Source organism: Streptomyces sp. NPDC031064 (genome assembly GCF_055570965.1).
Window position 1 is genome coordinate 182,560 of the sequence record NZ_JBVIGF010000012.1, and the last position, 22,529, is coordinate 205,088.

General features: G+C 74.1%; 20 protein-coding genes. 7 read left to right on the forward strand and 13 right to left on the reverse strand.

Going from position 1 to position 22,529, the window contains the following annotated elements; translation table 11 throughout:
- Positions 1-166: 166 nt before the first annotated feature.
- On the forward strand, positions 167-1,447 hold the full coding sequence (locus tag ACZ46W_RS33840; protein ID WP_468345930.1) for a GNAT family N-acetyltransferase: 1,281 nt from the start codon (positions 167-169) through the stop codon (positions 1,445-1,447).
- A gap of 3 nt (positions 1,448-1,450) precedes the next feature.
- Here ACZ46W_RS33840 and ACZ46W_RS33845 read toward each other — a convergent pair whose 3' ends face one another.
- From ACZ46W_RS33845 to ACZ46W_RS33860, 4 genes are all read right to left on the reverse strand, one after another.
- A complete protein-coding gene (locus ACZ46W_RS33845; protein WP_468345932.1) occupies positions 1,451-1,726 on the reverse strand; it encodes a DUF2087 domain-containing protein in 276 nt (91 codons plus the stop codon).
- Between the two features lie 221 nt (positions 1,727-1,947).
- On the reverse strand, positions 1,948-2,631 hold the full coding sequence (locus ACZ46W_RS33850; RefSeq protein WP_468345934.1) for an HAD family hydrolase: 684 nt from the start codon (positions 2,629-2,631) through the stop codon (positions 1,948-1,950).
- A 34-nt stretch (positions 2,632-2,665) separates the two neighbouring features.
- Positions 2,666-3,151, reverse strand: coding sequence for an Lrp/AsnC family transcriptional regulator (locus ACZ46W_RS33855; RefSeq protein WP_366126671.1), 486 nt, complete (start codon positions 3,149-3,151; stop codon positions 2,666-2,668).
- Between the two features lie 38 nt (positions 3,152-3,189).
- The gene (locus ACZ46W_RS33860) at positions 3,190-5,487 is read right to left on the reverse strand and encodes an MMPL family transporter (protein WP_468345937.1); all 2,298 of its coding nucleotides are present in this window, start codon (positions 5,485-5,487) and stop codon (positions 3,190-3,192) included.
- Positions 5,488-5,755: 268 nt separating this feature from the next.
- On the opposite strand from ACZ46W_RS33860, the gene ACZ46W_RS33865 reads away from it, so the two are divergent.
- Both ACZ46W_RS33865 and ACZ46W_RS33870 read left to right on the forward strand, forming a co-directional pair.
- Positions 5,756-7,369, forward strand: a complete 1,614-nt coding sequence (locus ACZ46W_RS33865; RefSeq protein ID WP_468345939.1) for an FUSC family protein — start codon at positions 5,756-5,758, stop codon at positions 7,367-7,369.
- Positions 7,370-7,516: 147 nt separating this feature from the next.
- Positions 7,517-8,560, forward strand: coding sequence for a lactonase family protein (locus tag ACZ46W_RS33870; RefSeq protein ID WP_468345941.1), 1,044 nt, complete (start codon positions 7,517-7,519; stop codon positions 8,558-8,560).
- 62 nt (positions 8,561-8,622) lie between these two features.
- On the opposite strand, the gene ACZ46W_RS33875 is transcribed toward ACZ46W_RS33870, so the two are convergent.
- From ACZ46W_RS33875 to ACZ46W_RS33895, 5 genes are all read right to left on the reverse strand, one after another.
- Positions 8,623-9,543 carry a sirohydrochlorin chelatase gene (locus tag ACZ46W_RS33875; protein WP_468345943.1) on the reverse strand — a complete coding sequence of 307 codons (921 nt, stop codon included), beginning with the start codon at positions 9,541-9,543 and terminating at the stop codon, positions 8,623-8,625.
- Positions 9,544-9,658: 115 nt separating this feature from the next.
- The gene (locus ACZ46W_RS33880; protein WP_468345945.1) at positions 9,659-10,684 is read right to left on the reverse strand and encodes an N-acetylglucosamine kinase; all 1,026 of its coding nucleotides are present in this window, start codon (positions 10,682-10,684) and stop codon (positions 9,659-9,661) included.
- Positions 10,681-11,358 carry a uracil-DNA glycosylase gene (locus ACZ46W_RS33885; protein WP_468345947.1) on the reverse strand — a complete coding sequence of 226 codons (678 nt, stop codon included), beginning with the start codon at positions 11,356-11,358 and terminating at the stop codon, positions 10,681-10,683. Before ACZ46W_RS33885 ends, ACZ46W_RS33880 begins: the two co-directional genes overlap by 4 nt.
- A gap of 68 nt (positions 11,359-11,426) precedes the next feature.
- Positions 11,427-11,723, reverse strand: coding sequence for an antibiotic biosynthesis monooxygenase family protein (locus ACZ46W_RS33890; RefSeq protein ID WP_468345949.1), 297 nt, complete (start codon positions 11,721-11,723; stop codon positions 11,427-11,429).
- A 117-nt stretch (positions 11,724-11,840) separates the two neighbouring features.
- On the reverse strand, positions 11,841-12,581 hold the full coding sequence (locus ACZ46W_RS33895) for a PP2C family protein-serine/threonine phosphatase (protein ID WP_468346010.1): 741 nt from the start codon (positions 12,579-12,581) through the stop codon (positions 11,841-11,843).
- Positions 12,582-12,808: 227 nt separating this feature from the next.
- Here ACZ46W_RS33895 and ACZ46W_RS33900 point away from each other — a divergent pair, with 227 nt between their 5' ends.
- Both ACZ46W_RS33900 and polX read left to right on the forward strand, forming a co-directional pair.
- On the forward strand, positions 12,809-13,867 hold the full coding sequence (locus ACZ46W_RS33900; protein ID WP_468346012.1) for a M28 family peptidase: 1,059 nt from the start codon (positions 12,809-12,811) through the stop codon (positions 13,865-13,867).
- Positions 13,868-13,887: 20 nt separating this feature from the next.
- Positions 13,888-15,618 carry a DNA polymerase/3'-5' exonuclease PolX gene (gene polX / locus ACZ46W_RS33905; RefSeq protein WP_468345951.1) on the forward strand — a complete coding sequence of 577 codons (1,731 nt, stop codon included), beginning with the start codon at positions 13,888-13,890 and terminating at the stop codon, positions 15,616-15,618.
- A gap of 2 nt (positions 15,619-15,620) precedes the next feature.
- On the opposite strand, the gene ACZ46W_RS33910 is transcribed toward polX, so the two are convergent.
- Together ACZ46W_RS33910 and ACZ46W_RS33915 are read right to left on the reverse strand one after the other, a co-directional pair.
- Positions 15,621-16,706 carry a WD40/YVTN/BNR-like repeat-containing protein gene (locus ACZ46W_RS33910; RefSeq protein ID WP_468345953.1) on the reverse strand — a complete coding sequence of 362 codons (1,086 nt, stop codon included), beginning with the start codon at positions 16,704-16,706 and terminating at the stop codon, positions 15,621-15,623.
- A gap of 91 nt (positions 16,707-16,797) precedes the next feature.
- On the reverse strand, positions 16,798-17,877 hold the full coding sequence (locus ACZ46W_RS33915; RefSeq protein ID WP_468345955.1) for an NADH:flavin oxidoreductase/NADH oxidase: 1,080 nt from the start codon (positions 17,875-17,877) through the stop codon (positions 16,798-16,800).
- A gap of 171 nt (positions 17,878-18,048) precedes the next feature.
- Here ACZ46W_RS33915 and ACZ46W_RS33920 point away from each other — a divergent pair, with 171 nt between their 5' ends.
- The gene (locus ACZ46W_RS33920) at positions 18,049-18,399 is read left to right on the forward strand and encodes an ArsR/SmtB family transcription factor (protein WP_468345957.1); all 351 of its coding nucleotides are present in this window, start codon (positions 18,049-18,051) and stop codon (positions 18,397-18,399) included.
- A 232-nt stretch (positions 18,400-18,631) separates the two neighbouring features.
- Here the strand turns inward: ACZ46W_RS33920 and ACZ46W_RS33925 are convergent, their stop codons facing one another.
- Both ACZ46W_RS33925 and ACZ46W_RS33930 read right to left on the reverse strand, forming a co-directional pair.
- A complete protein-coding gene (locus tag ACZ46W_RS33925; RefSeq protein WP_468345959.1) occupies positions 18,632-19,978 on the reverse strand; it encodes an FAD-dependent oxidoreductase in 1,347 nt (448 codons plus the stop codon).
- Between the two features lie 91 nt (positions 19,979-20,069).
- Complete coding sequence (locus tag ACZ46W_RS33930) at positions 20,070-20,726, reverse strand: DUF305 domain-containing protein (RefSeq protein WP_468345961.1); 657 nt, start codon at positions 20,724-20,726, stop codon at positions 20,070-20,072.
- 181 nt (positions 20,727-20,907) lie between these two features.
- Between ACZ46W_RS33930 and ACZ46W_RS33935 the strand changes: the two genes are divergently transcribed.
- Positions 20,908-22,422 carry an LVIVD repeat-containing protein gene (locus ACZ46W_RS33935; protein WP_468345963.1) on the forward strand — a complete coding sequence of 505 codons (1,515 nt, stop codon included), beginning with the start codon at positions 20,908-20,910 and terminating at the stop codon, positions 22,420-22,422.
- Positions 22,423-22,529: the final 107 nt, after the last annotated feature.

Consider the following 22,529-nt stretch of genomic DNA (forward strand, 5'->3'; position numbering starts at 1 on the left):
ACCCCGGATCCTCGCCACCGCGCACCCGCCACGTCCACCGTCAGGACGTCACCGTCCACCGCCACGATGTCGTAGTCGGCGCCGTCGCCTTGTGCACAGCGGCACAGGACCGGCCATGCCGCCGCCCCTAGCCTCGCCGGAACAGCACGAACGAGGGGTGGTACCGGTGAACTGGCTGATCCACGACTACCGTGAAAGCGATCTCGCGGCGGTCGTCCACTTGATCGACACCACGGCCGAGCTCGGGCAGGAGTCCGTGTTCTCACTCGCCGAGTGCATCGGCGCGCTGACGTCCCGCCAGCCGGCGGTCGTCGCCGTCCACCAGGGCGCGCCCATCGGGGCGGCGCTCGCGTGCGTGGCCGGGGAACGCGCGTGGGTGATGCGCATCGCCATCTCGCCGGCCTGGCGCGGCCGGGGCTTGGCGAGCGCGCTGCTGGTGGAGCTGGAGCGGCGCCTCGTCGCCGCCCGGGTCGGGCGGATCGCCTACGTCCTCCCGGAGGAGGAACTCGTCGGTGAGGGCCTGCTCAACGCCGGCTACACACGCCAGCCCGCCGTGGCGTACTTCGAGAAGGTCGAGCCGCTGCACGGGCCCGCCGCGAACCTGCTGGAGGACCTCGGCGGGAGCTTCCTGCCGGGCGACCTGTGGGGCAAGGTCGCCGGCATGGAGGCGGAGAAGGACCTGATCGAGCGGCGGGTCGTCCTGCCCCTCGCCCAGCCCGAGCGGGCCGCCCGGCACGGGGTGCGGCCGCCGCGCGCCATCACCCTGTTCGGGCCGCCCGGCACCGGCAAGACCACCTTCGCCCGGGGCATCGCCTCCCGGCTCGGCTGGCCCTTCGTCGAACTCCTGCCGTCCCGGCTCGCCGACGAGGGGAACCTGGCGGCCGCGCTGCGCAGCGCGTTCGCCCGGATCTCCGAGCTTGAGCGCGTGCTCGTCTTCATCGACGAGGTCGAGGAGATCGCCCCCGTACGCACCGAGCCCGCGCAGCCCGGCGGGATGCACGGGGTCACCAACGAACTGCTCAAGCTGATACCCCGGTTCCGGGAGGGCGACGAGCGCCTGCTGGTGTGCGCCACCAACTCCATCCGCTCCCTGGACCCCGCGTTCCTGCGCCCCGGCAGGTTCGACTACCTCATCCCGATCGGTACGCCGGACAAGGCGGCGCGCGCCGCGATCTGGTCCCGGTACACCGACGGCCGGTCCGACGTGGACGTCTCCGTCCTGGTCGCCGCCAGCGACCTGTTCACCCCGGCCGACATCGAGCACGCCGCCCGGATCGCCGCCCAGACCGCGTTCGAGCGGGACCTGGGCGACCGGGGCGAGCAGGTCCGGACGCCCGGGGCGAGCACCGAGGACTACCTGGAGGCCATCGCGCAGTGCCGGCCGACCGTGACCCCGGAGATGATCGACCAGTTCGGCGCGGACATCACCGCCCACGCCCGGTTCTGACGGCTACGCGACGCGGTGGTAGGCGGCGCCGTCCCGGGTACGGGCCAGCATGCCGCCGACCACCAGGTAGCGGCGCAGCGCGGAACAGTCCTCGTGCACCGTGCGCAGCGCCTCGTTCACCTCGGGCTCGGTGTAGGAGCGGCCCGGCTCGAACAGCGTCTCGGCGAGGTGGACGAGCAACTGCTCGCGCCGGGCCGGCTTGCGCGGGATGGCCGTCAGGCGGCCGTGGGAGAAGAGGGCGGACACGTCATGCGAACCGCCGGTTCTGGTATCGGACATGGGGGGAGCCTCCCGCGCCGCCCGGCCGCCGGGCAACGCGTTTTCCGGCGACGGCGGCCGCCTCGGGGGGCGGGGGCGCCTTCGCCCTCGGCGCCGGAGGCGGCAAGCGCCCCGGCCGCCCAAGGCCGTCCGCCTGGCCCGCCCGGTTCAACGGCCCGCGCCCCGGGGCCCGGCCGCCCAGGGGCCGTCCGTCCCGCCCGTCCCGCCCGCGTTCCGGCGCTCTAACGGCCCGTCATCACGAAGTCGTACGCCGCCCGGGCCGTGAACTCGGCCTGGCCGCCGCGTACCAGCAGCCCCGCGCCGGCGAACGCCGGGTCGTCGGCCGTGCCCGGCACGTAGGGCACCGCGACGCACCGCATGCCGGCCGCCTCGGCCGCCGCCGCGCCGGGTGGGGCGTCCTCCAGGACGACGCAGTGCGCCGGCTCGATCCCGAGGCGGCGCGCCGCCTCCAGGAACACGTCCGGGGCAGGTTTGCCCCGCTCGACCTCCTCGGCCGACACCAGCGTGGTGAGGTACGCGTCCAGCCCCGTACCGCCGAGGACCGCCTCGATCGCGGTGCGCGACGAACCGGACGCGACGGCCATCGGCACGCCCTCCGCGTGCAGCAGCTCCACGAACGCCCGCATCTCGGGGAACACCTCGGTCGCGGCGCGCGCCAGCTCCAGGTAGTGCCGGTTCTTCCCCGCCAGCAGCTCCTCGATCGGCGCGTCGATCCCGTACTCCTCCCTGAGGATCTCCAGCGTCTCGCGCGTCCCGATGCCGATGAAGTCGGTGTGGCGCTCCCAGCCGAAGTCCGTGACGCCGTAGCGCTCCAGGAGCCGGCGCCCCGCCTCGTAGTAGTTCGGCTCGCTGTCGACCAGCGTGCCGTCGAGGTCGAATATGACGGCGGTACGAGAGGTGCTCATGGCCCCAGCATGCCAAGCCGCCCCCCGGCGCCGCTCACCCCCGCCGCCGGCCCGCCGACCGGCCCACCGCCTCCACCAGCGGCAGCAGCCGGTGCGGCACGCGCTCGCGCAGCGCCATCTCCGTGCGCGTGCGCACCACGCCCGGGAGCTGGATCAGCCGCTGGATGACGTCCTCCAGGTGCCCGTTGTCCCGCGCCACGACCCGGGTGAGCAGGTCCCCGCCGCCGGTGATCGAGAACGCCTCGACGATCTCGGGGATGGCGGCGAGCGCGTCACCCACCTCGTCCAGGTGCCCCTGGGTGACCTCGATGTGCACGAACGCCAGCACCGGGTGCCCGAGCGCGGCGGGCGAGATCACCGGACCCGAACCGGTGATCACGCCCTCGCGCTCCAGGCGGTCGAGACGGGCCTGGAGGGTGCCGCGCGCGATGCCCAGGATCCGCGCGTACTCACGCACGCTGGTGCGCGGCTGCTCGATCAGCAGCCGGAGGATGCGGGTGTCCAGCTCGTCGACCGCCATGGCCCCTCAGCCCCCTTCTGGTACGGCATTCCCTGGGATCACCGTACCAATGGCCCACCCTTCGCTCCCCTGCCGCCCAGCCAGGACGGCGACCACCAGTTGGCGCGTCCGGCCAGCCGCATCACGGCGGGGACCAGCAGGCCGCGGACCACGGTCGCGTCCAGTACGGCGGCCAGGGCGAGCCCGACGCCGACGGCCTTCAGGAACACCAGCCCGGAGGTCGCCAGCGCCACCATGACCACCGCCAGGATGGTGGCCGACCAGGTGAACAGGCGGGCGGTACGGTCCAGTCCGCGGGCCACCGCCGTCACCGTGTCCGCCCCCGCGCGCCGCTCCTCGACGATCCGGGACAGCAGCATGCACTCGTAGTCCATGGACAGGCCGAACGCGACGCAGAAGGTCACCACCGGCAACTGCACGTCGAGACCGCCCGTCGTGACGAAGTCCCCCACCAGCCACCGCAGATGGCCCTCCTGGAAGACGAGGACCAGGGCGCCGAAGGTCGCGCACAGACTCAGCGTGTTCAGCACCAGCGCCTTGACGGCCAGCACGGGCCGCCGGGTCAGCCCCAGGACCAGGGCGAACATGGAAGCGCCCACCAGCGTCAGGGCCAGGCCGAGCCGGTCGCCGATCGCCGCGCGCACATCGGCGACCCTGGCCGCGAACCCGCCCACCTGCGCGCGGACCGGCGCCGGCACGTCCCGGATCGCCTCGACGCGGTCGGCGGAGGCGGGATCGCCCGGCTCGCCGGCCGTGGCCACCGACAGGTACGCGCCGCGCGCCCCCGTACCGGGCGGCGGCACGAACCGCGCGGCCGACGGCGAGGTGCGGGCGACGAGCCGGCCGTGGGCGTACGTCCCGGTGGCCGTGTCCACCCGCTCCACACCCGCCACGCCCGAGACCCGGCGGGCGTAGCGGTCCAGTTCGCCGGCGCGGGAGCGGGCGTCGAAGCCGGGCAGGGCGATCGTGGTCGCCCCGACCGGCGAGTCGGGGAAGTCGCCGCGCAACGCCTGGCCGACGTCCCCGGCGGCGGTCCCGGCGGGCAGCACCCGGTCGTCGGACATGGTGAACCGGACGTCGGTGAACGGCAGCGCCAGCAGCACCAGCAGGCACGTGACCGGAATCCCCGTCGCCAGCGGCCGCCGCATGACCGCCAGCGCGATCCGCCCCCAGCCGCCCCGCGCCGTCGCCCGGTCCGCCCGCGAACGGCGGCGCCACCGGGCGAACACGTCCAGGCGCTCCAGCCGGTCGCCCAACAGCGCGAGGACGGCCGGCAGCACGACCAGGCTGCCGACGGCGGCCATGACCGTGACCGCCACGCCCGCGTACCCGAGGGAGCGCAGCAGCGGGTGCGGGAAGACCAGCAGGGCGGCCATGCTGCACGCGACCGTGCCGGCCGAGAAGGCCACCGCCCGGCCGGCCGTGCGCAGCGCCGTGTGCAGGGCCCGGGCGGTCGTCGCGCCGCCCAGGCACTCCTCCCGGTACCGGCTGACCAGGAACAGGCTGTAGTCGATCGCCAGCGCGAACGCCAGGGCGGTGCCGATGTTCAGCGCGTACACCGAGACCTCGGTGAACTCGGTGAGGCGGCGCAGCAGCGCCGTGGTGCCGAGCGCCGCGAAGACCCCGACCAGCACCGGCAGCGCGGCGGCCACCAGGGAGCGGAACACCAGCAGCAGGAGCGTGGCGGTGACCGGCAGGGCGACGAGCTCGCTCAGCCGCGCGTCACGGGAGGCCTGGCGGGCCACCTCGACCCGGGTGGCCGCCTCGCCCCCGGCCTTCACCTCCAGTGCCCCGAACCGTCCGGTCACGTCCGGCACCACGCGCTCGGCGGTCCTGCCCCGCTCGTGGTCACCGCCGCGCAGCCAGGCCAGCACCAGCGCGCCCCGTCCCTCCCGCTCCCGCAGCGCGGCCCTCACCGGCTCCGGCGCACCGGGTGTCCAGTACGACTGGACGCGCTCGACCCCGGGATCGGCGGCCAGCCGCCGCTCCACCAGCCGGCCGGCCGAGACGGAGGCGGGGGCGTCCACGCCGCCGCCCCCCGAGGCGTCCGTACGGGCCAGCAGCACCAGATCCGGCCGGCCCGCCCCGAAGTCCCGCCGGAGGATCTCCTCCGCGCGCATCGACTCCGCCCCGGGCGGCACGATCCCGCCCGAGGAGAGCCGGCCGGCCACGTCGTGACCGAGCAGCCCGGACAGGGCCATCAGCAGCAGCGCGAGTACGGCCACGAGACGCCGGTGGCGTACCGCGAAGGGGGCGGGCGGGCCGCCGGTGCCGTCACCCCCGTCCACCGGCGGCGTCGGCTTCGGGGCCGGGTCCGGCCTGGTCGTGGTCGTCATGTGCGCTCCCCTGGCACGGGACCTGGCGGTGGGGCCAGGCGCATCGGTTCGCTTCCCCTCTCTTCTTCGACCTCGGCCGTGTGCGCCCTTGAGTCGGCCATTGGCGCTGTCCGCGAACTCCACCCGCCCGCGACTCTGGGCCAATGGCCCGGTGGTGTTCCGTCGAGTTGAGCCATCGGGCCGATGGGTGGTGTCATGGGGGTGTCGATGGCGCTGCGGATCCCGCGGCGCCTTTTTCATGCCGGAACGTCGAAGGGGCGGGAAAACTGTGCTGAAGAGGGTGTTCGTGGCTCCGGACCCGGGGCGGCTGCGACTGCGCAGCGCCACCCGGGCCGTCCTCGGCATCAGCGTGGCGGTGGCGGTGTGCGGACTGGCCGGGCACTCCCTCGCGGCGGCCATCACCGGTGGGCTCGCCGCGCTCCTCGCGCTCTTCACCGTCACGGACACCACGGTCCGGGCGCAGGTGGCCACCACGGCCCTGCTGCCCGTCGTCGGTTTCCCGGTGCTCGCCGTCGCCGCCGTCCTGCACGACCACCCGGTCGCCCGGGACGTGGCCTTCCTCGCCGTCATGGGCGCCGGGGTCTACGCCCGCCGCTGGGGGCCGCGCGGCCACTCTCTCGGTGTCTTCGCGTTCATGACGTTCTTCGTGACGCAGTTCCTGCACACCCTGCCCGGGCAGTTGCCCGAGCTGTACGCCGCGGTCGCCCTGTCCCTGCTCTGCTCCTCGGCCGTCCGTTTCGGCCTGTGGTGCTACGAGCGGCGCCTGCCGCCGCCGGCCGTCCAGGCCCCGGACGAGGGGCGGGGGCTGGCCCGCGTCACCACGCGCCAGGCGGTCCAGGCGACCGTCGGCGGTGCCGTGGCGCTCGTCATCGGCCAGATGCTCTCCGGGGAGCGCTGGTACTGGGCCGTCGGCGCCACCTGGTGGATCTTCGTCAACACCGCCTCGCGCGGCGAGACCCTGGTGCGCGGCTTCCGGCGGGTCCTCGGCACGCTGCTCGGCATCGCCGTCGGCCTGGTCGCCGTCGTCCCGCTGGACGGCGCCGCCGTGCCCACGGCCGTCGTGGTCGCGGTGTGCGTCTTCGGCATCTTCTACACGGCCGCCGTCTCGTACACCTGGATGATGCTGTCCGTGACCCTGATGGCCGGGGCCCTCTACGGGCTGCTCGGGGTGCTCGACCCGGCCCTGCTCGCCCTGCGGGCCCTGGAGACCGGGGCCGGGGCGATCGGCGCGGTGCTGGCCGTGCTGTTCGTGCTGCCCGTGACGACCCACGCCACCACGGACGCCTGGATCCAGCGCGCCCTGCGCTGCGTGCACGTCTGCACCGCCGAGGCCGCCGCCCGCCTGTCCGGCACTCCGGGCGCCGACCCGTCCCCGCACGTCGCCGAGCTGGAGGCCCTGCTCGGCCGGGTACGGCTCTCGCTGGCCCCGCTGGTGCATCCGCTGAGCCCGCTGCGCGCCCGCAAGGCCCGCGCCCGGCAGGTGCTCGCGCTGCTCGACGCGTGCGCCCGGGAGGTGCGGGGCCTCGCCTCCGTGGCGGCGGACCCCGAGGCGTCCCACGACGCCCGGCTGGCCGCCGCCTGCTGGCGCGTGGAGGCCGCCGTGGAAGCCCTCACGACCCCGGAGAAGGCCCGCCAGGCCCGCACCGCGCCCGCCGACGCCTCCCCCGGGGCGGCAGCCACGGCCGGGCCCGCCCCCGCCGGCGCCCCGCACGCCCCCGCAACCGCGGCCGGGCCCGAGCAGACCGCACCCGCCGACGCCCCGCACGCCCAAGGAGCCGCCGCCGGGTCGGCGCTTGCGCACCTGCACAGCCTGGAACGCGCGCTCACCGAGCTGGCCGCGCCGCTGCGCACGGCCCCGGGAGAGCCGCTGATCGGCGCGTAGCCCCGGCTGATCGGCGGGTAACCCCCGCTGATCGGTGCGCGCGTAACCCCAGAACCCCACGCCGGGCTTGGTCTAGACCTGCTAGCGTCGGCGCGTACCGGGTCGGGCGCGCCGGCGTCGGACGGGTGGGCGGAGAGGGGCAGCGCGGTGGTGGACGGGGCGGGGCGGGGCAGCGGGAGCGCGTACATCGGGTCGTTCACCTCGGCGGGAGGGCGCGGGGTCGTCGCGGCCGCCGTGGACCGCGAGACGGGCGCGCTGACCGTCACGGGCGCCTCCGGCGCGGTGCCGGACCCGTCGTTCCTGATCGCCGCGCCCGGCGGCGACGTGCTCTACGCGGCCAGCGAGACGGAGGACGGAGCCGTCGCCGCCTTCGACGTCACGGGCCCCGTGCCCCGGTTGCTCGGCGCCCCCGCGCCGGTACGCGGGACGCACCCGACGCATCTGGCGCTCGCCCACGGACACGTGCTCACCGCCAACTACGGCTCCGGCAGCGTGAGCGCCCTGCCGCTGGGCCCGGACGGCGTACCGGAGCCCGCCGCGGGCGTGCTGCCGCACCGGGGCAGCGGCCCGCACCCGGACCGGCAGGAAGGCCCGCACGCCCACCAAGTGGTGCCCGTCCCCGGCGGCCGCTGGGTCCTGAGCGTGGACCTCGGCACCGACTCCGTACGCGTCCTCGCCCTCGACCCCGCGACGGGCGCGCTGACGCCGCACGGCGAGACCGCGCTGCGCCCCGGCAGCGGCCCGCGCCACCTCGCCCTCCACCCGTCGGGCAGCCACGTCTACGTCCTGGCCGAGCTGACGCCCACGCTCACCGTCTGCCGCTGGAACCAAGCCACGGGCACCCTCGCACCCGTACGGGAGGTGGCCCTGCCGACGGACACCGTGAGCTACCCCTCCGGGATCGCCGCCTCGCCCGACGGGCGGTTCCTGTGGGCGGCCGTACGCGGCGCCGACACCATCAACGTCCTGGCCCTCGACGACAGCGGCGAACGGCCCCGGCCGGTCACCGCCGTCCCGTGCGGCGGTCGCTGGCCCAGGGACCTCGCCCTGGACCCCGAGGGGCGGCGGCTGTACGTGGCCAACGAGCGCTCCGGCGACGTGACCTGGTTCGACGTCGACCCCGCCACGGGCGTGCCCGGCCGGGCGGGCGCGATCCAGGTTCCGGCGGCCACCTGTGTGGCCTTCGCGTGACACGAAGGGCCCGCACCGGACGTCTGCCGGTGCGGGCCCCTGTCAGGCCTCGTCAGCCCTCGTCAGCGGACCGGGGTCCCCTGCGGCTGCGGCGCGATGCCCAGCGCCGTCGTGTACTGCGACAGCACCAGCTTGCCGACCGCCGGGTACGCGCCCAGCGGCTCGGCCACCGGGCAGTCCGCCGCCTTCGCGGCGTCGTCCAGCAGACCCTCGGCCAGCTCCGGGCCGATCAGGTACGGCGCGAGCGCGAGCTGCGCCGAGCCCGAGCCGCGCAACTGCTCGGCGACCGCCGCCACCGAACCCTCCTGGTCCAGCGCGGCCGCCATCACCGGGACGGCGAGCCGGGCGGCCAGCAGCATGCCGGTGATCCCGGCGGCCCGCACGGCCTCCTCGCCGCCGACCGTCGCCAGCACGATGCCGTCGGCAGCCGTGGCGACCGTGAACAGCCGCGCCCGGTCGGCACGGGCCAGCCCCGCCTCGGACAGGCGCACGTGCAGCGCCTCCGCGAGCAGCGGGTGGGGTCCCAGTACGTCGGTCGTCTCGGCGGCCGCGCCGCTGTCCGCGACGGCCTGCCGTATGCGGTCCGTCAGCGCGCTGTCCGGGCCCGCCAGGAGTGGCACCACGACGGCGGCCGGGCCCTCGGGCTCGGCGACCTCACGGCCGGCGGCCTTCGCGAGCTCGTACCGCTCGACACGCAGCGCGGCGGCCCGCTCCAGGACGGCCGAGAGCGTGGGGTACTCGGAGTCGTCGCCGTCCAGGAAGCCGATCGCGGCCTCCAGGCCGGGCAGCTCGGAACGAGCGATGCTCACGACCTCTTCGGCCAGGCTGCGGACAGCGGCGGAAGGGGCGCCGGGAACGGCGAGAACGAGCGCGGGCGCGCCCTCGGGGGCCGCCACGGGTTCAGGGCGACGGTGCCGCCCGGACTGTCGGGGTCGCGGCATTCGTACAGGCAGGCCGGAAGCGGGCCCAGTGGGGGAGCTCATGGCGCCGCATGCTACTGGCTTTACCTGTTCCGACGCTTGGGGAGGGGGCGGTCAGGCGCCCTCTGTCCAGCTATGTCCGATCAGTGAGAGGGGGCGCTGAGTGTCCTCTGTCCGGCTATGTCCGATCGGTCGGCTGGAGGATGGTTGTGTCCAGCATGCCCGGCTCGCGAGGCAGCCGGAGCGTGTCCGTGGCCAGGGCCGCCGCGACGGCCAACGCGCCGTCCAGCGGGTCCCCGGCGGCGGGCACCGTACGCGCGTACGGCAGGTGCTCCGCCAGCTCCGCCCGCAGCGGTACGAGGAGCGGGTCGCCCACCTTGAACAGGCCGCCCGTCAGGGCCACTTCCGGCTCGTCGTGGCCGGGCGGGCAGACGGCCGCCGCCGCCTCCGCGATGTGCCGGGCGGCCGTCGCCAGGATGCCGGCCGACACCGGGTCGCCGTCCGCACGGCACCGGGCGACCTCGGGCGCGAACGAGGCCAGCACCGCGGGCCGGTCGGCGCGCGGGTAGAGCAGGCCCGGCAGCGCCGCGGGCGGCCCGAACAGCGCCTCGACCCGCGCCAGCAGCGCCGCCGAGCCACCGCGCCGCCCGTCGTGGGCGCGCAGCGCCGCCTCCAGCCCGGCGCGGCCGATCCACGCCCCGCTGCCGCAGTCGCCCAGCAGGTGCCCCCAGCCGTCCGCGCGCCGCCAGCCCGACAGGTCCGTGCCCAGCGCAATCAGGCCGGTGCCCGCCGCCACCACCGCTCCCGGCTGCTGTCCGAGCGCCCCGGCGTACGCGGTCACGGCGTCGGCCGCCAGCGCGAGCCGACCCACCCCCAGTGAACGGCGCAGCGCCTCCGGGAGCGTGGCCCGCAACTCGTCCCCGAGCGTCGCCATCCCGGCCGCCCCGACCGCCACCGCCGCGAGCCGGCCGCCCCCGGCCCGCCCGAGCAGCCCCTCGGCGGCGGGCAGCAGCCGCTCCAGCAGGTGCCCCGCGTCGATCCCGCCCGCCCCGGTGCGCACCGGCTCCCCGAACTCCACGCCGTCCACGACCCGTACGCCGCCGCCCTCCGGGGCCGGCTCACGTACGGCCCCGAGGGCGACCCGCAGACCGGACCCGCCGGAGTCGGCCCCCAGCACCCACCCCCCGTCCGGGGGACGCGTCACGGCAGCCGCCAGTCGATCGGCTGCGCGCCCTGCCGGACCAGGAGCTCGTTCGTCCGGCTGAACGGCCGCGAGCCGAAGAAGCCCCGGTCCGCCGACATGGGGGAGGGGTGCGCCGACTCGATCGCCGGGAGGTCGCCGAGCAGCGGACGGAGGTTGCGGGCGTCCCGCCCCCACAGCACGGACACCAGCGGCTTGCCGCGTGCCACGAGCGCCTTGATGGCCTGCTCGGTGACCTCCTCCCAGCCCTTGCCGCGGTGCGCGGCCGGCCGGCGCGGCGCGGTGGTCAGCGCCCTGTTGAGCAGCAGCACCCCCTGCCGGGTCCACGGCGTCAGGTCGCCGTTGGAGGGCCGGGGCAGCCCCAGGTCGGAGTTCAGCTCCCGGAAGATGTTCTCCAGGCTGCCCGGCAGCGGTCGCACCTCCGGCGCCACGGAGAAGCTCAGCCCCACCGCGTGTCCCGGGGTCGGGTATGGGTCCTGTCCGACGATCAGGACCCGTACCTCGTGGAACGGTTGCTGGAACGCCCGCAGGACATGCGGTCCGGCCGGGAGGTAGGTGCGCCCGGCGGCGATCTCCGTGCGGAGGAAGTCGCCCATGCGGGCGATGCGTTCGGCCACCGGCGCGAGGGCGTCCGCCCAGCCCGGCTCGACGATTTCTTTCAACGGTCGTGCTGCCACGGCAGGTCACCCTACCGGCCGATCAACAGCACGCCTGCCGCTCGGGGACGTCTGCCGCTCGGGGACGTCTACCGATCGGGGATGCTGAGCTCGCCGCCGCGCAGGAAGTCCTCCCGCTCCTCGACGACGAACGGGGCCATGGCCTCGCGCCGCTGCTTCTCCGCCTCGGACCGCCGCCAGTTGTCGCACGCCTCCTTGGACTCCCAGAAGGACACTCCGGTGATCTCCTGGCCGTCCTCGGACCAGAACGCGAACGCGCGGATCATGCCGTCCGGGTGCGCGCCCGGGCGCCACGCCCGTTCGAACTCGTCCAGGGTGCCCGGCTTGATACGGCGGGTCGTCGTCCAGACGAAGTGCCTCTCCATCGCAGCGACCTCCTCGGCCTGATCGGCGGGCCGGCGTCCGGGTGCCGGCGGCCTCCCAGACCACCGTAGGGCCGTGGCGCCGCTTCCGCCTCCCTGGCCCGCTTCCGCCTCCCGGGCCTATTCGCCGATGCGCAGCAGGGCGAGGGTGATGTTGTCGGGCCCTCCGGCGTCCATCGCTGCCTTCCACAGCTCGAAGGCGGCCCTGCCGTCGGCACGGTCCCGCAGCAGGCTCTCCAGCTCGTCGTCCGGCACCGGATCGGTCAGCCCGTCGCTGCACACCAGGAAGCGGTCGCCGGTGTCCAGCGGGGAGGTCGCCACATGGGGGGTGACGGCGCTGAACGCGTAGCCGCCGCCGAGCGTCTGGGTGACGGCCGACGTGGTGCGCCGCCCGGGCGCCGGCGGCGGGCTGTCGTCCACGCTCACCTGGCGGAGCCCGTCCTCGGCGGCCCGGTACACCTTGCTGTCGCCGACGTTGAACGTCAGCAGCGAATCCTCCAGCACCACGGCTCCCGCGACCGTGGTCCCCATGGTCACCAGCTCGGGACGGCCCTCGGCGGCCGAGTACACCGCGCGGTTGCAGTCGTCCAGGGCCTCACGGACGGCGGCCTCACCGTCCAGGGACGGACCCAGCGAGGCGAGCCGGCGGACGACCAGGGAGCTGGCCACCTCGCCGGCCGGCTGTCCACCCAGCCCGTCGGCGACCGCCACAACGAGCGGGGTGCCCAGCGCGAACACCAGGGACTGGGGGTTCTCGGTCTCGGTGCCGCACAGGGTCCAGGGCCCGACGACCAGGCTGTCCTCGTTGTGGTCGCGCAGCAGCCCGGAGTGGCTCAGGGCAGTCACGGCTGTGTACCGCACGGGCATCGACCGCCTCTCCGCGACGGCAGGGGCGCCCCTCACCCCATTGTGACGCCCGAGCCGCCCGTGACGCCGCCCGGAGGCCCCGCCGGTGGCCCTCGCCCGCGATGGCCCGAGTCCCGCGGTGGCCCGTGCCCCGCGTGACGCCGCCGGTGGCCGTCGCCCGTGCGAGCCCCGACCATGGGGGAAGGCGGTGGGGCAAGCCGTGAGGGAAGGCGGTGACGGAGATGCCGGCCCGTGTACCGGAGGCCGGACCCGTGGCCCTGGGCGACGTCGTCCGGGAGCTGACCTCGCGCGCCGACCCCCGGCGCGTGCGCCGGGACGTCGAGTCGCTCGCCGACGGCCCGCGCAGCCGGACCCGCGCCCCCGGGGCCATGCTGCGGGCCGAGGCGCACGTGGCGGCCGAACTGGCCGCCGCGGGCCGGCCGGCCGTGCGCCAGCCGTTCGACGTGCGGTGGCGCCCCGGCTCCACCGACCGGCGCGGTCACCGGGCGCTGCCCCTGCGGTTCCGCCTGCACCCGCGGCTGACCGGTGCGAACCTGCTGGCCGAACCACCGGCCGGCGTCCGCCGCCCGACCGTCGTCGTCGGAGCCCATCTCGACACCGTCGACGCCGCCCCGGGCGCCGACGACAACGCCTCGGGAGTGGCCGCGCTGCTGGAGACCGCCCGGCTACTCGGCGGGATGCCGAGCCCTCCGGACGTCACGTTCATGGTGTTCGACATGGAGGAACTGGGCCTGATCGGTTCCCGGTTCGCCGCCCAGTGGCTGCGCCGCAACCGCGAGGTCACGGGCATGATCTGCCTGGAGTCCGTCGGGTACTTCCGGGCCGATCCCGGCAGCCAGCGGATGCCGCCCGGGTTCGGCACCGCCTTCCCCCGCGTGGCCGCCTCCGTCCGCTCGGCCGGGCTGCGCGGCGACTTCACCCTCGTGGTCCACCGGCGCTCCACCCGGGCGGCGGCCGCCCTCTGGCACGCCGCCGCGCGGGCCACCGAGCCCGCGCTGCCCTGCGTCACCCTGTGCGATCCCCGCCCCCAGGGCCCCCTGGGCGCCCTGGCCGGCCTGGCGGCGCCCGCGCTGGCCCACCTCGACCGCAGCGACCACGCGGCCTTCTGGAACACGGGTATCCCGGCCCTGATGCTCACCGACACGGCCAACTTCCGTAACCCCCACTACCACCGGCCGACCGACACCCCCGACACCCTCGACTACCGGCGTCTGACGGCGGTCGCCGTCGCCACGGCGGCCACGGTCACCGCGATGATCCCCGGCGTGCCCCCTCGGTGATGCCGGAGCACCCTGGAGGTATGCCCCGACCCAACGAAGAGGTCGAAGCGCTGCTCCAGGAGTACGCCGACCTCATCGCCATCACCGGAGGCGACGCCTTCAAGGCGCGCGCGTACGAGAAGGCGGCCCGAGCCATCGGCGGCTACCACGCCGACATCTCCAAGCTCGACGCCAAGGGCCTGAAGGACATCCCCAACGTCGGCAAGTCCATTGCCGAGAAGGTCGTCGAGTACCTGCACTCCGGCCAGGTCTCCACGATCGAGGAGACCAGGGCGTCGATCCCCGCCGGCGTCCGGGAGCTGATCACCATCCCGACGCTCGGCCCCAAGAAGGCGATGGTCCTCCACGAGGAACTGGGCATCACCTCCGTCGACCAGCTCCTCGACGCCATCCACCAGGAGCGGCTGCGCGACCTGAAGGGCTTCGGCGAGAAGACCGAGGCGAACATCCTCCACGGCATCGCGCTCATGCAGAAGGCCGGCGAAGGCCGCATCCTCGTCAGCGCCGCCATGGACGTCGCCGAACAGATCGTCGCCGAACTGTCCGCCATCTCCGGCTGCGCGCGGTGCACCTACGCGGGGTCCCTGCGCCGCATGAAGGAGACGATCGGCGACATCGACATCCTCGTGGCGGCGGAGAGGTCGGCGCCGTTCATGGAGGCCCTCGGTGCCCTTCCGCACACCGCCGAGGTCATCGCGCACGGCGAGAAGAAGACGTCGATCCGTACCACCAAGGGCCTCCAGGTGGACCTGCGGGTCCTGCCGCCCGCCTCCTGGGGAGCCGGACTCCAGTACTTCACCGGGTCCAAGGCGCACAACATCCGCACCCGCGAGATCGCCGTGCGCCACAAGCTCAAGCTCTCCGAGTACGGGCTCTTCGACGCCGAGAGCGGCGACATGGTCACCTCCGAGACGGAAGAGGACATCTACGCCCGGCTCGGCCTGCCATGGATCCCGCCCCCGCTGCGCGAGGACCGGGGCGAGATCGCGGCAGGGCTGCGGGACGAGGTGCCCGACCTGGTCCAGGACGGCGACATCAGGGGCGACCTGCACACCCACACCGACCTCACCGACGGCCTCGCCCCGCTGGAGGACATGGTCGCCGCGGCCGCCGCACGCGGCTACGCCTACTACGCGATCACCGACCACGCCCCCAACCTGTACATGCAGCGCATGACCGACGAGAAGATGCTGGCGCAGCGCGAACGCGTACGGGAACTGGACCGCCGGCACCACGGGATGCGCCTGCTGCACGGCACGGAACTCAACATCGACCCCGACGGCGAGGTCGACTGGCCCCCCGAATTCCTGGCGGAGTTCGACCTGTGCGTGGCCTCCGTCCACTCGCACTTCAACCAGAGCAGGCAGGCCCTGACGCGCCGGCTCATCCGTGCCTGCGAGAACCCGTACGTCGCGGTCATCGGCCATCCCACCACCCGCCGCATCGGCAAACGCCCGGGCCTGGACGCCGACTTCGACGCGGTCTTCGAGGCGTGCGCCGCGACGGGCACCGCGCTGGAGATCAACGCCCATCCGGAGCGCCTCGACCTGCGCGACGAGGACATCCTGCGCGCCAAGCGGTACGGCGTGAAGTTCGCGGTGAACTCCGATGCCCACTCCGTCACGCACCTGCCGTACATGCGGTACGGAGTGGGAACCGCCCAGCGCGGATGGCTGACGAAGGACGACGTCATCAACACCTGGCCCCTGACGAAGCTGCGCCGCTTCCTGCGCAAGGGCCGGGCGGCCTGAGGTCAGCCGATCACCGCCGCCCGCACGCACAGCACATCCGGCAGGTGGGACGCCAGCAACTGCCAACTGTCGCCCTCGTCGGCGCTCGCGTACAGCTCGCCGTTGCGGTTGCCGAAGTAGACACCGGCCGGGTCCGCGTCGTCCGTGCACATCGCGTCGCGGAGCACCGTGCCGTAGTGGTCGCCGTCCGGCAGGCCGGCCGACAGGGCCTCCCACGTGCCGCCCGCGTCGCTCGTGCGGTAGACCCGGCACCGCCGCTCCGCCGGTACGCGGTCGGAGTCGGCCTGGATGGGGAAGACGTACGCCACTTCGGCGCGGTGCGGGTGCGCGGCCGCCGCGAAGCCGAAGTCCGACGGCAGCCCCGCGCCGATGTCGGTCCACTTGGCACCCGCGTCGTCGCTGCGGTACACCCCCCAGTGGTTCTGGAGGTACAGCCGGTCCGGGTCGCCCGCGTCCTGGACGATCTTGTGCACGCACTGCCCGAACACCGGGCTCGGATCCGGCAGGAAGACCGCCGACACCCCCTGGTTGGACGGCGACCAGCTCCGGCCGCCGTCCAGGGTGCGGAACACGCCCGCCGTGGACACCGCGACCGTCACGGCGTCCGGGTCCCTCGGGTCCGTGACGACCGTGTGCAGCCCCTCACCGCCGCCACCCGGCACCCACTGGGACCGGGTGGGGTGCTCCCACAGCGGGCGGACCAGCTCGAAGGTCTCGCCGCCGTCCTCGGAGCGGAACAGCGCGGCGGGCTCGGTGCCCGCGTACACCACGCCGGGCGCCGCCGGCCCGGCCGGGTGCAACTGCCACACCCGCTCCAGCGAAGCCCCGGTGTCCTTCGGGAACTTGACGGCCGGCTGCGCCGGCTCCGTCCATGTCGCCCCCAGGTCGTCGGAGTGGAACACCGAGGGGCCCCAGTGCGTGCTGTCCCCTCCGACGAGCAGCCGGGGCGTGGTCCGGCGCATGTCGATGCCGATCGAATAGACGGCCTGCGCGTTGAACTGCGGTCCCTCGAACTCCCACCGGCCGCCACGCCTGCGGCCGATGAACAGTCCCTTGCGGGTGCCTACGGTCAGTAGTACGTCGGTCATCGCCGACACCTCCTGGACGCCTTTGTCGCGGATACGGGCCAGTCTGCACCCACCCACTGACAGTGGCCCCCGAAGGCGGCGTTTGCGCAGGTCAGACCGAGCGGTGGTACTGGTCCGGCACGTGCACGTCACCACCGAGCTCACGCGCCGCGTGCCGCGCCCAGGAGGGGTTGCGCAGCAGCTCGCGGCCGAGCAGGACCGCGTCCGCCTCGCCGTTGGCGACGATCTTCTCGGCCTGCCCGGCCTCGGTGATCAGCCCGACGGCGGCGACCGGCAGCCCCGTCTCCTCCTTCACCCGCGCCGCGAAGGGCACCTGGTAGCCCGGTCCGACGGGGATGCGGGCGCGCGGCGCGTTGCCGCCGCTCGACACGTCGAGCAGGTCCACGCCGTGCTCCTTGAGCAGCGCGGCGAAGCGGACGGTGTCGTCGGCCGTCCAGCCCGCCTCCTCCAGCCAGTCGGTGGCCGAGATCCGGAAGAACAGCGGCAGTTCCTCGGGCCACACCTCCCGTACCGCGTCCACGACCTCCAGGGCGAAGCGCGTGCGGTTCTCGAAGGAGCCGCCGTACTCGTCGGTGCGGTGGTTGCTGTGCGGGGAGAGGAACTCGCCGATCAGGTACCCGTGCGCCCCGTGGATCTCGACGACCTCGAAGCCCGCGTCCCGGGCGCGCCGCGCCGCGTCGGCGAACTGCCGGGCGACCTCGCCGATCCGGTCCCGCGTCAGCTCGTCCGGCACGGGGTGGCCGTCGTCGAAGGGTAGGGGGCTCGGGGCGACCGGCTGCCAGCCGTGCGCGTCGGTGCCCACGGGGGCGCCGCCCTTCCAGGGCTGGTCGGTCGACGCCTTGCGGCCCGCGTGGCCGATCTGGATGCCGGGGACGGTGCCCTGGCCCTTGAGGAAGCCGGTGATCCGGCGCAGCGCCTCGACCTGGGTGTCGTTCCAGATGCCGAGGTCGTACGGGCTGATCCGGCCCTCGGGGGAGACGGCGGTCGCCTCCAGCAGGATCAGGCCGGTGCCGCCGGCGGCGCGGGCCGCGTAGTGGGCGAAGTGCCAGTCGTTCGCCACGCCCGCGCTCGGGCCGAACGCCTCGGCGCTGTACTGGCACATCGGCGCCATCCAGACGCGGTTGGGGACGGTCAGCGACCGCAGGGTGCGGGGCTCGAACAGTGCGCTCACGGCGGACTCCGTTCAGGGTGGGGCCGGGCGGGGCCAGGCGGGCCGGTGTACGGCTGTACGGCTGTACGGCTGTACGGCTGTACGGCTCGTACGATAACCATCGTAGTACGGCGCCTGTCAAACTACGAGGCTTCTCGTACAATGGAGGAACCCGATGAATCTGGAGCCGTCGTGACCACCGCCACCAGCCCGCGCGAGCTCGCCCACCCCACGCGCGACGAGATCCGCCTCGAAGGCGTGCTCCACGCGCTCTCGGACCCGATGCGGCTGCGCGTCGTACGCGAACTGGCGGCGGCTGATGCCGAGGTGGCCTGCTCGTACATCGAACTGCCGGTCACCAAGTCGACCACCACGCACCACTTCCGCGTCCTCCGCGAGAGCGGCGTCATCCGCCAGTGCTACCGGGGCACGGCCAAGATGAACGGCCTCCGCCGTGAGGACCTCGACGCGCTCTTCCCGGGCCTTCTGGACACCGTCCTCGCCGCCGCCGAGAGCCAGGCCGCCCGCCCGGCCCCCGCATGACCGCACCGCCCCGCACGGCCCTCCCGGCCCCCACGTAACGGCACGCGCCGGCACGGGCTCGGTACGGCCCGCCGCACGGGCTCGGCGCGGGCCCCGCACCGGCTCGGCACAGCCCACACGGGCCCCGCAACAGCCCTGCCCGCCCCACCGGGCCACGCCCGGCCGGCTGGCCCCACCGGGCCACGCCCTGCCCGCCCGCCCCGCCGGGCCCGACCCGGTCACCGCCGGCCCGTCAGCCCTGCCCCGCTGCCGACAGGAGGCCGGACCAGTCGGGGATCTTGACCGAGCCCCGGCCCAGGGTGCGGCCGAGGGCCGCCTCCGCCTGTTCGATGGACAGCCAGCCGGGCCACTCCACCGGCTGGTGGCCCCACGCGCGGAGGGTGGCCAGCGGGTCGTCCGCCACCGCCCGCCGGGCCAGCGCCGGGGCGTCCGCCAGGAGCGACGTGGCCGTCTCCTTGGCGCACGGCCGGTTGGTGCCGATCACGCCGGTCGGACCGCGCTTGATCCACCCCGCCACGTACTCGCCCGCCGACGGCACCCCGTCCCGCAGCACCCGCCCCGCCGCGTGCGGCACCGTCCCGCGCGTCGCGTCGAACGGCAGCCCCGGCAGCGGTACGCCCCGGTACCCGACCGCCCGCAGCACCAACTGCGCCTCGATGTCCTCGTACGCCCCGGTCCCGCGCACCCCGCCGGAACCGTCCGGAACCGTGCGCTCGAAACGCACACCGGCCGCCCTGCCGTCCTGCTCCAGCACCTCCACCGGCCTGAGGAAGAACCGCACCCGGATGACCCGCTCCCGGGGCTCCCAGCCGGTGCCCTCCGCCCAGGCGCGCACCACCTCCACGTTGCGCCGGTTGACCGCCGGGAGCCCCGCCGGGTCGGCGTACGCCGGGTCGAGCGCCAGGTCAGAGGGCTCGACCTCCACCCTGGCCTGGGGCAGCGCGCCCAGTTCGCGCAGCTCCTTGGTGGTGAACTTGGCCTGTGAGGGGCCCCGCCTGCCCACCATGTGCACCTCGCGCACCCGGCTCGCGGCCAGCGCGCCCAGCGCCGTCTGGGGTACGTCGGTGGGGTGCAGTTCCTCGGGGCCGCGCGCGAGGATCCGCGCGACGTCGACGGCCACGTTGCCGACGCCGATCACCACGGCCGAACGGGCGCCCAGCACGAATCCGCCCGCGGCGGCGTCCGGATGGGCGCTGTACCAGGAGACGAAGTCGGTGGCCGAGTAGCTGCCCGGCAGGTCCTCGCCCGGCACGCCGAGCCTGCGGTCCCGTGCCGCGCCCACGCAGTAGACGACCGCGTGGTAGAGCTCCAGCAGCCGCTCGGGCGTCAGGCCGTGCGCGCCGACCTCGACGTTCCCGACGAACCCGACCCGCTCGTGCTCCAGGACCGCGCGCAGGTTGTTCTGGAGTGACTTGATCTTCTCGTGGTCCGGCGCCACCCCGTAGCGCACCAGCCCGTACGGGCATGGCAGCCGGTCCAGGACGTGCACGCGCACGTCCGGTACCGCGGTCTGCTCGACGAGGGACTGGGCCGTGTAGACCCCGCTCGGCCCGGAACCGACAACGGCGACACGAAGCACGGCTGCGCTCCTTCCCGCAGGGACTCCCAGCATCGCACCGCCGCGCCGACTGCGGGAGGTGGCGCGCGTCCGTCCGCGCACACGGACGCCGTCACATGGAGCGCATGCGGTTGATCTCGGCCGTCTGCTGCGCGATCACGTCGTTGGCCATCTCCTCCACCTGGACGTTGTTCCCCTCCGACAGCACCTCGGTGGCCATGGTGACCGCACCCTGGTGGTGGGTGACCATCAGCTTCAGGAACAGTTCGTCGAAGGCCTTCCCCCGCGCGCCGCGCAACTGGGCCATCTGGGCCCCGGTGGCCATGCCGGGCATCGTGCCGTGGTCGTGCCCCGGGTGCGTCGTGGGGCCACCGTTGTTTTTCAGCCATCCCCGCATCGCGCCGATCTCCGGCTCCTGGGCCGCCGCGATCCGCGCCGCCAACAGCTTCACCTGCGGTGACGCGGCCTGTTTCGCGGCGAGTGCGGTCATCTCCAGCGCCTGGCCGTGGTGCACGATCATCATCTGCGCGTACGTGAAGTCCGCCGAGTTGGGCGTGTCCGGCGGGACGGCCTTCCGCGCCTCCTCCGGTGACAGCGTCCGCGCGGGTTCGCCCGGCTTCCCGGGGGCCACCACGGCCGGACCGCCGCTCCCGCCGCCCGCCCTGGCCTGCGGTTCGTCCCCCGTTCCCGAGGGTGCCGACTCGCAGCCCGCCAGGGCGAGTACGGCGGTCAGGGCGGCTGTCACCGCGACGCTTGTGGTGCGCTTCAACACGAGGACCTCCAGGGGCACGGGGAATGGCCGGGACCGCCGCTGCGCTCGAACGCGTTCATCAATCGCGGTGCGTTCATTAAGTCTCTGTTGCCATCTGTTGAGATGTGCATGCAAAGGAAGATACTGCCGGGGTCCGCGACCCGTTCAACTCCGAACGGAGACAAGGGAGGACGACGCAGTGACCCCGTTGCGCACCACTCACGTGCGACGCAGACGCCTGGGCGTGGCCACCGCCGCGGCCGGACTTCTCGCGACACTCCTGACGGCCGGCCCCGCGGCCGCCGTACCCGACCCCGGAGACGCCCCCGCCCCACCGGCCACCGTCTCCAGCCAGGACCAGGCGGAGGCCCGCGCGGCCATCCGCTCCGGTGAGATCCCCGGTGTGGACCAGGTCGTCCACAGCGACAACATCACCCACCTGGCCAACGCCCCGCGCGAGGCCTTCGCCGGCGTCAACTCGGACCTCGCCTTCCAGGGGAAGTACGCCTTCGCCGGCAACTACGACGGCTTCCGGATCTTCGACATCAGCAACCCGTCGAACCCCAAGACCGTCGCCCAGGTCCTCTGCCCCGGCTCCCAGAACGACATATCCGTCTCCGGCGACCTGCTCTTCCTCTCCACCGACTCCTCGCGCAGCGACAACTCCTGCTCCAGCACCACGCAGCCCGCGACGGAGAAGTCCTCCTGGGAGGGCATGAAGATCTTCGACATCAGCGACAAGCGCAACCCCAAGTACGTCGCCGCCGTCGAGACCGCCTGCGGCTCCCACACGCACACCCTCGTACCGGAGCGCAGGAACGTCTACGTCTACGTCTCCTCGTACTCGCCCAACGCCGCCTTCCCCGACTGCCAGCCACCCCACGACGGCATCTCGGTCATCAAGGTCCCGCGCAAGGCCCCCGAGAAGGCCGCGATCGTGAACTTCCCCGTCCTCTTCCCGGGCGAGGGCCCCGACGGCGGCGGCAACCCCGGCGCGCCCACCAACCCGGGCGTCTCCAAGACCACCGGCTGCCACGACATCACCGTGCTGCCCTCCAAGGACCTCGCGGCCGGCGCCTGCATGGGTGACGGCATCCTGTTCTCCATCGAGGACCCGGAGAACCCCAAGGTCATCGACCAGGTCCAGGACAACGTCAACTTCGCCTTCTGGCACTCCGCGAGCTTCAACCAGAAGGCCGACAAGGTCGTCTTCACCGACGAGCTCGGCGGCGGCGGCGCGGCCACCTGCAACGCGAAGATCGGCCCCAACCGCGGTGCCGACGGCATCTACGACATCGTCGGCAAGGGCGACAAGCGCAAGCTCGTCTTCCGCAGCTACTTCAAGATCCCCCGTCACCAGGCCGACACCGAGAACTGCGTCGCCCACAACGGCTCGCTGATCCCGGTCAAGGGCAAGGACCTGATGGTCCAGGCCTGGTACCAGGGCGGCGTCTCGGTGTGGGACTTCACCGACTCCGCCAGGCCCAAGGAGATCGCCTACTTCGAGCGCGGCCCGCTCAGCACCGAGAAGGTGGTGTCCGGCGGCTCCTGGTCGGCGTACTACTACAACGGCCACATCTACTCGAACGACATGGTCAAGGGCCTCGACGTGCTGCGGCTCGACGACCGTCGCACCGACCCGGCCAAGCGGGTGCGGATGCACGAGCTGAACGTGCAGACCCAGCCCGATTACTTCGACGACTTCGACGACTGACCCAGCTCCATGGACGTGGGGGGGGGGGGGGGGGGGGGGGGGGGGGGGGGGGAGGGCCGAGGCCCGCACGGCCCCCGTGGAAAAGGCCATCGCCATTTTTTCCCCTC

What these genes read in the sequence shown, in the direction of transcription:
- ACZ46W_RS33845 (WP_468345932.1), bottom strand. Translation starts at nt 1,726, where the DNA reads ATGTCCGATACCAGAACCGGCGGTTCGCATGACGTGTCCGCCCTCTTC.
- ACZ46W_RS33850 (WP_468345934.1), bottom strand. Translation starts at nt 2,631, where the DNA reads ATGAGCACCTCTCGTACCGCCGTCATATTCGACCTCGACGGCACGCTG.
- ACZ46W_RS33855 (WP_366126671.1), bottom strand. Translation starts at nt 3,151, where the DNA reads ATGGCGGTCGACGAGCTGGACACCCGCATCCTCCGGCTGCTGATCGAG.
- ACZ46W_RS33860 (WP_468345937.1), bottom strand. Translation starts at nt 5,487, where the DNA reads ATGACGACCACGACCAGGCCGGACCCGGCCCCGAAGCCGACGCCGCCG.
- ACZ46W_RS33875 (WP_468345943.1), bottom strand. Translation starts at nt 9,543, where the DNA reads ATGAGCTCCCCCACTGGGCCCGCTTCCGGCCTGCCTGTACGAATGCCG.
- ACZ46W_RS33890 (WP_468345949.1), bottom strand. Translation starts at nt 11,723, where the DNA reads ATGGAGAGGCACTTCGTCTGGACGACGACCCGCCGTATCAAGCCGGGC.
- ACZ46W_RS33900 (WP_468346012.1), top strand. Translation starts at nt 12,809, where the DNA reads ATGCCGGCCCGTGTACCGGAGGCCGGACCCGTGGCCCTGGGCGACGTC.
- polX (WP_468345951.1), top strand. Translation starts at nt 13,888, where the DNA reads ATGCCCCGACCCAACGAAGAGGTCGAAGCGCTGCTCCAGGAGTACGCC.
- ACZ46W_RS33910 (WP_468345953.1), bottom strand. Translation starts at nt 16,706, where the DNA reads ATGACCGACGTACTACTGACCGTAGGCACCCGCAAGGGACTGTTCATC.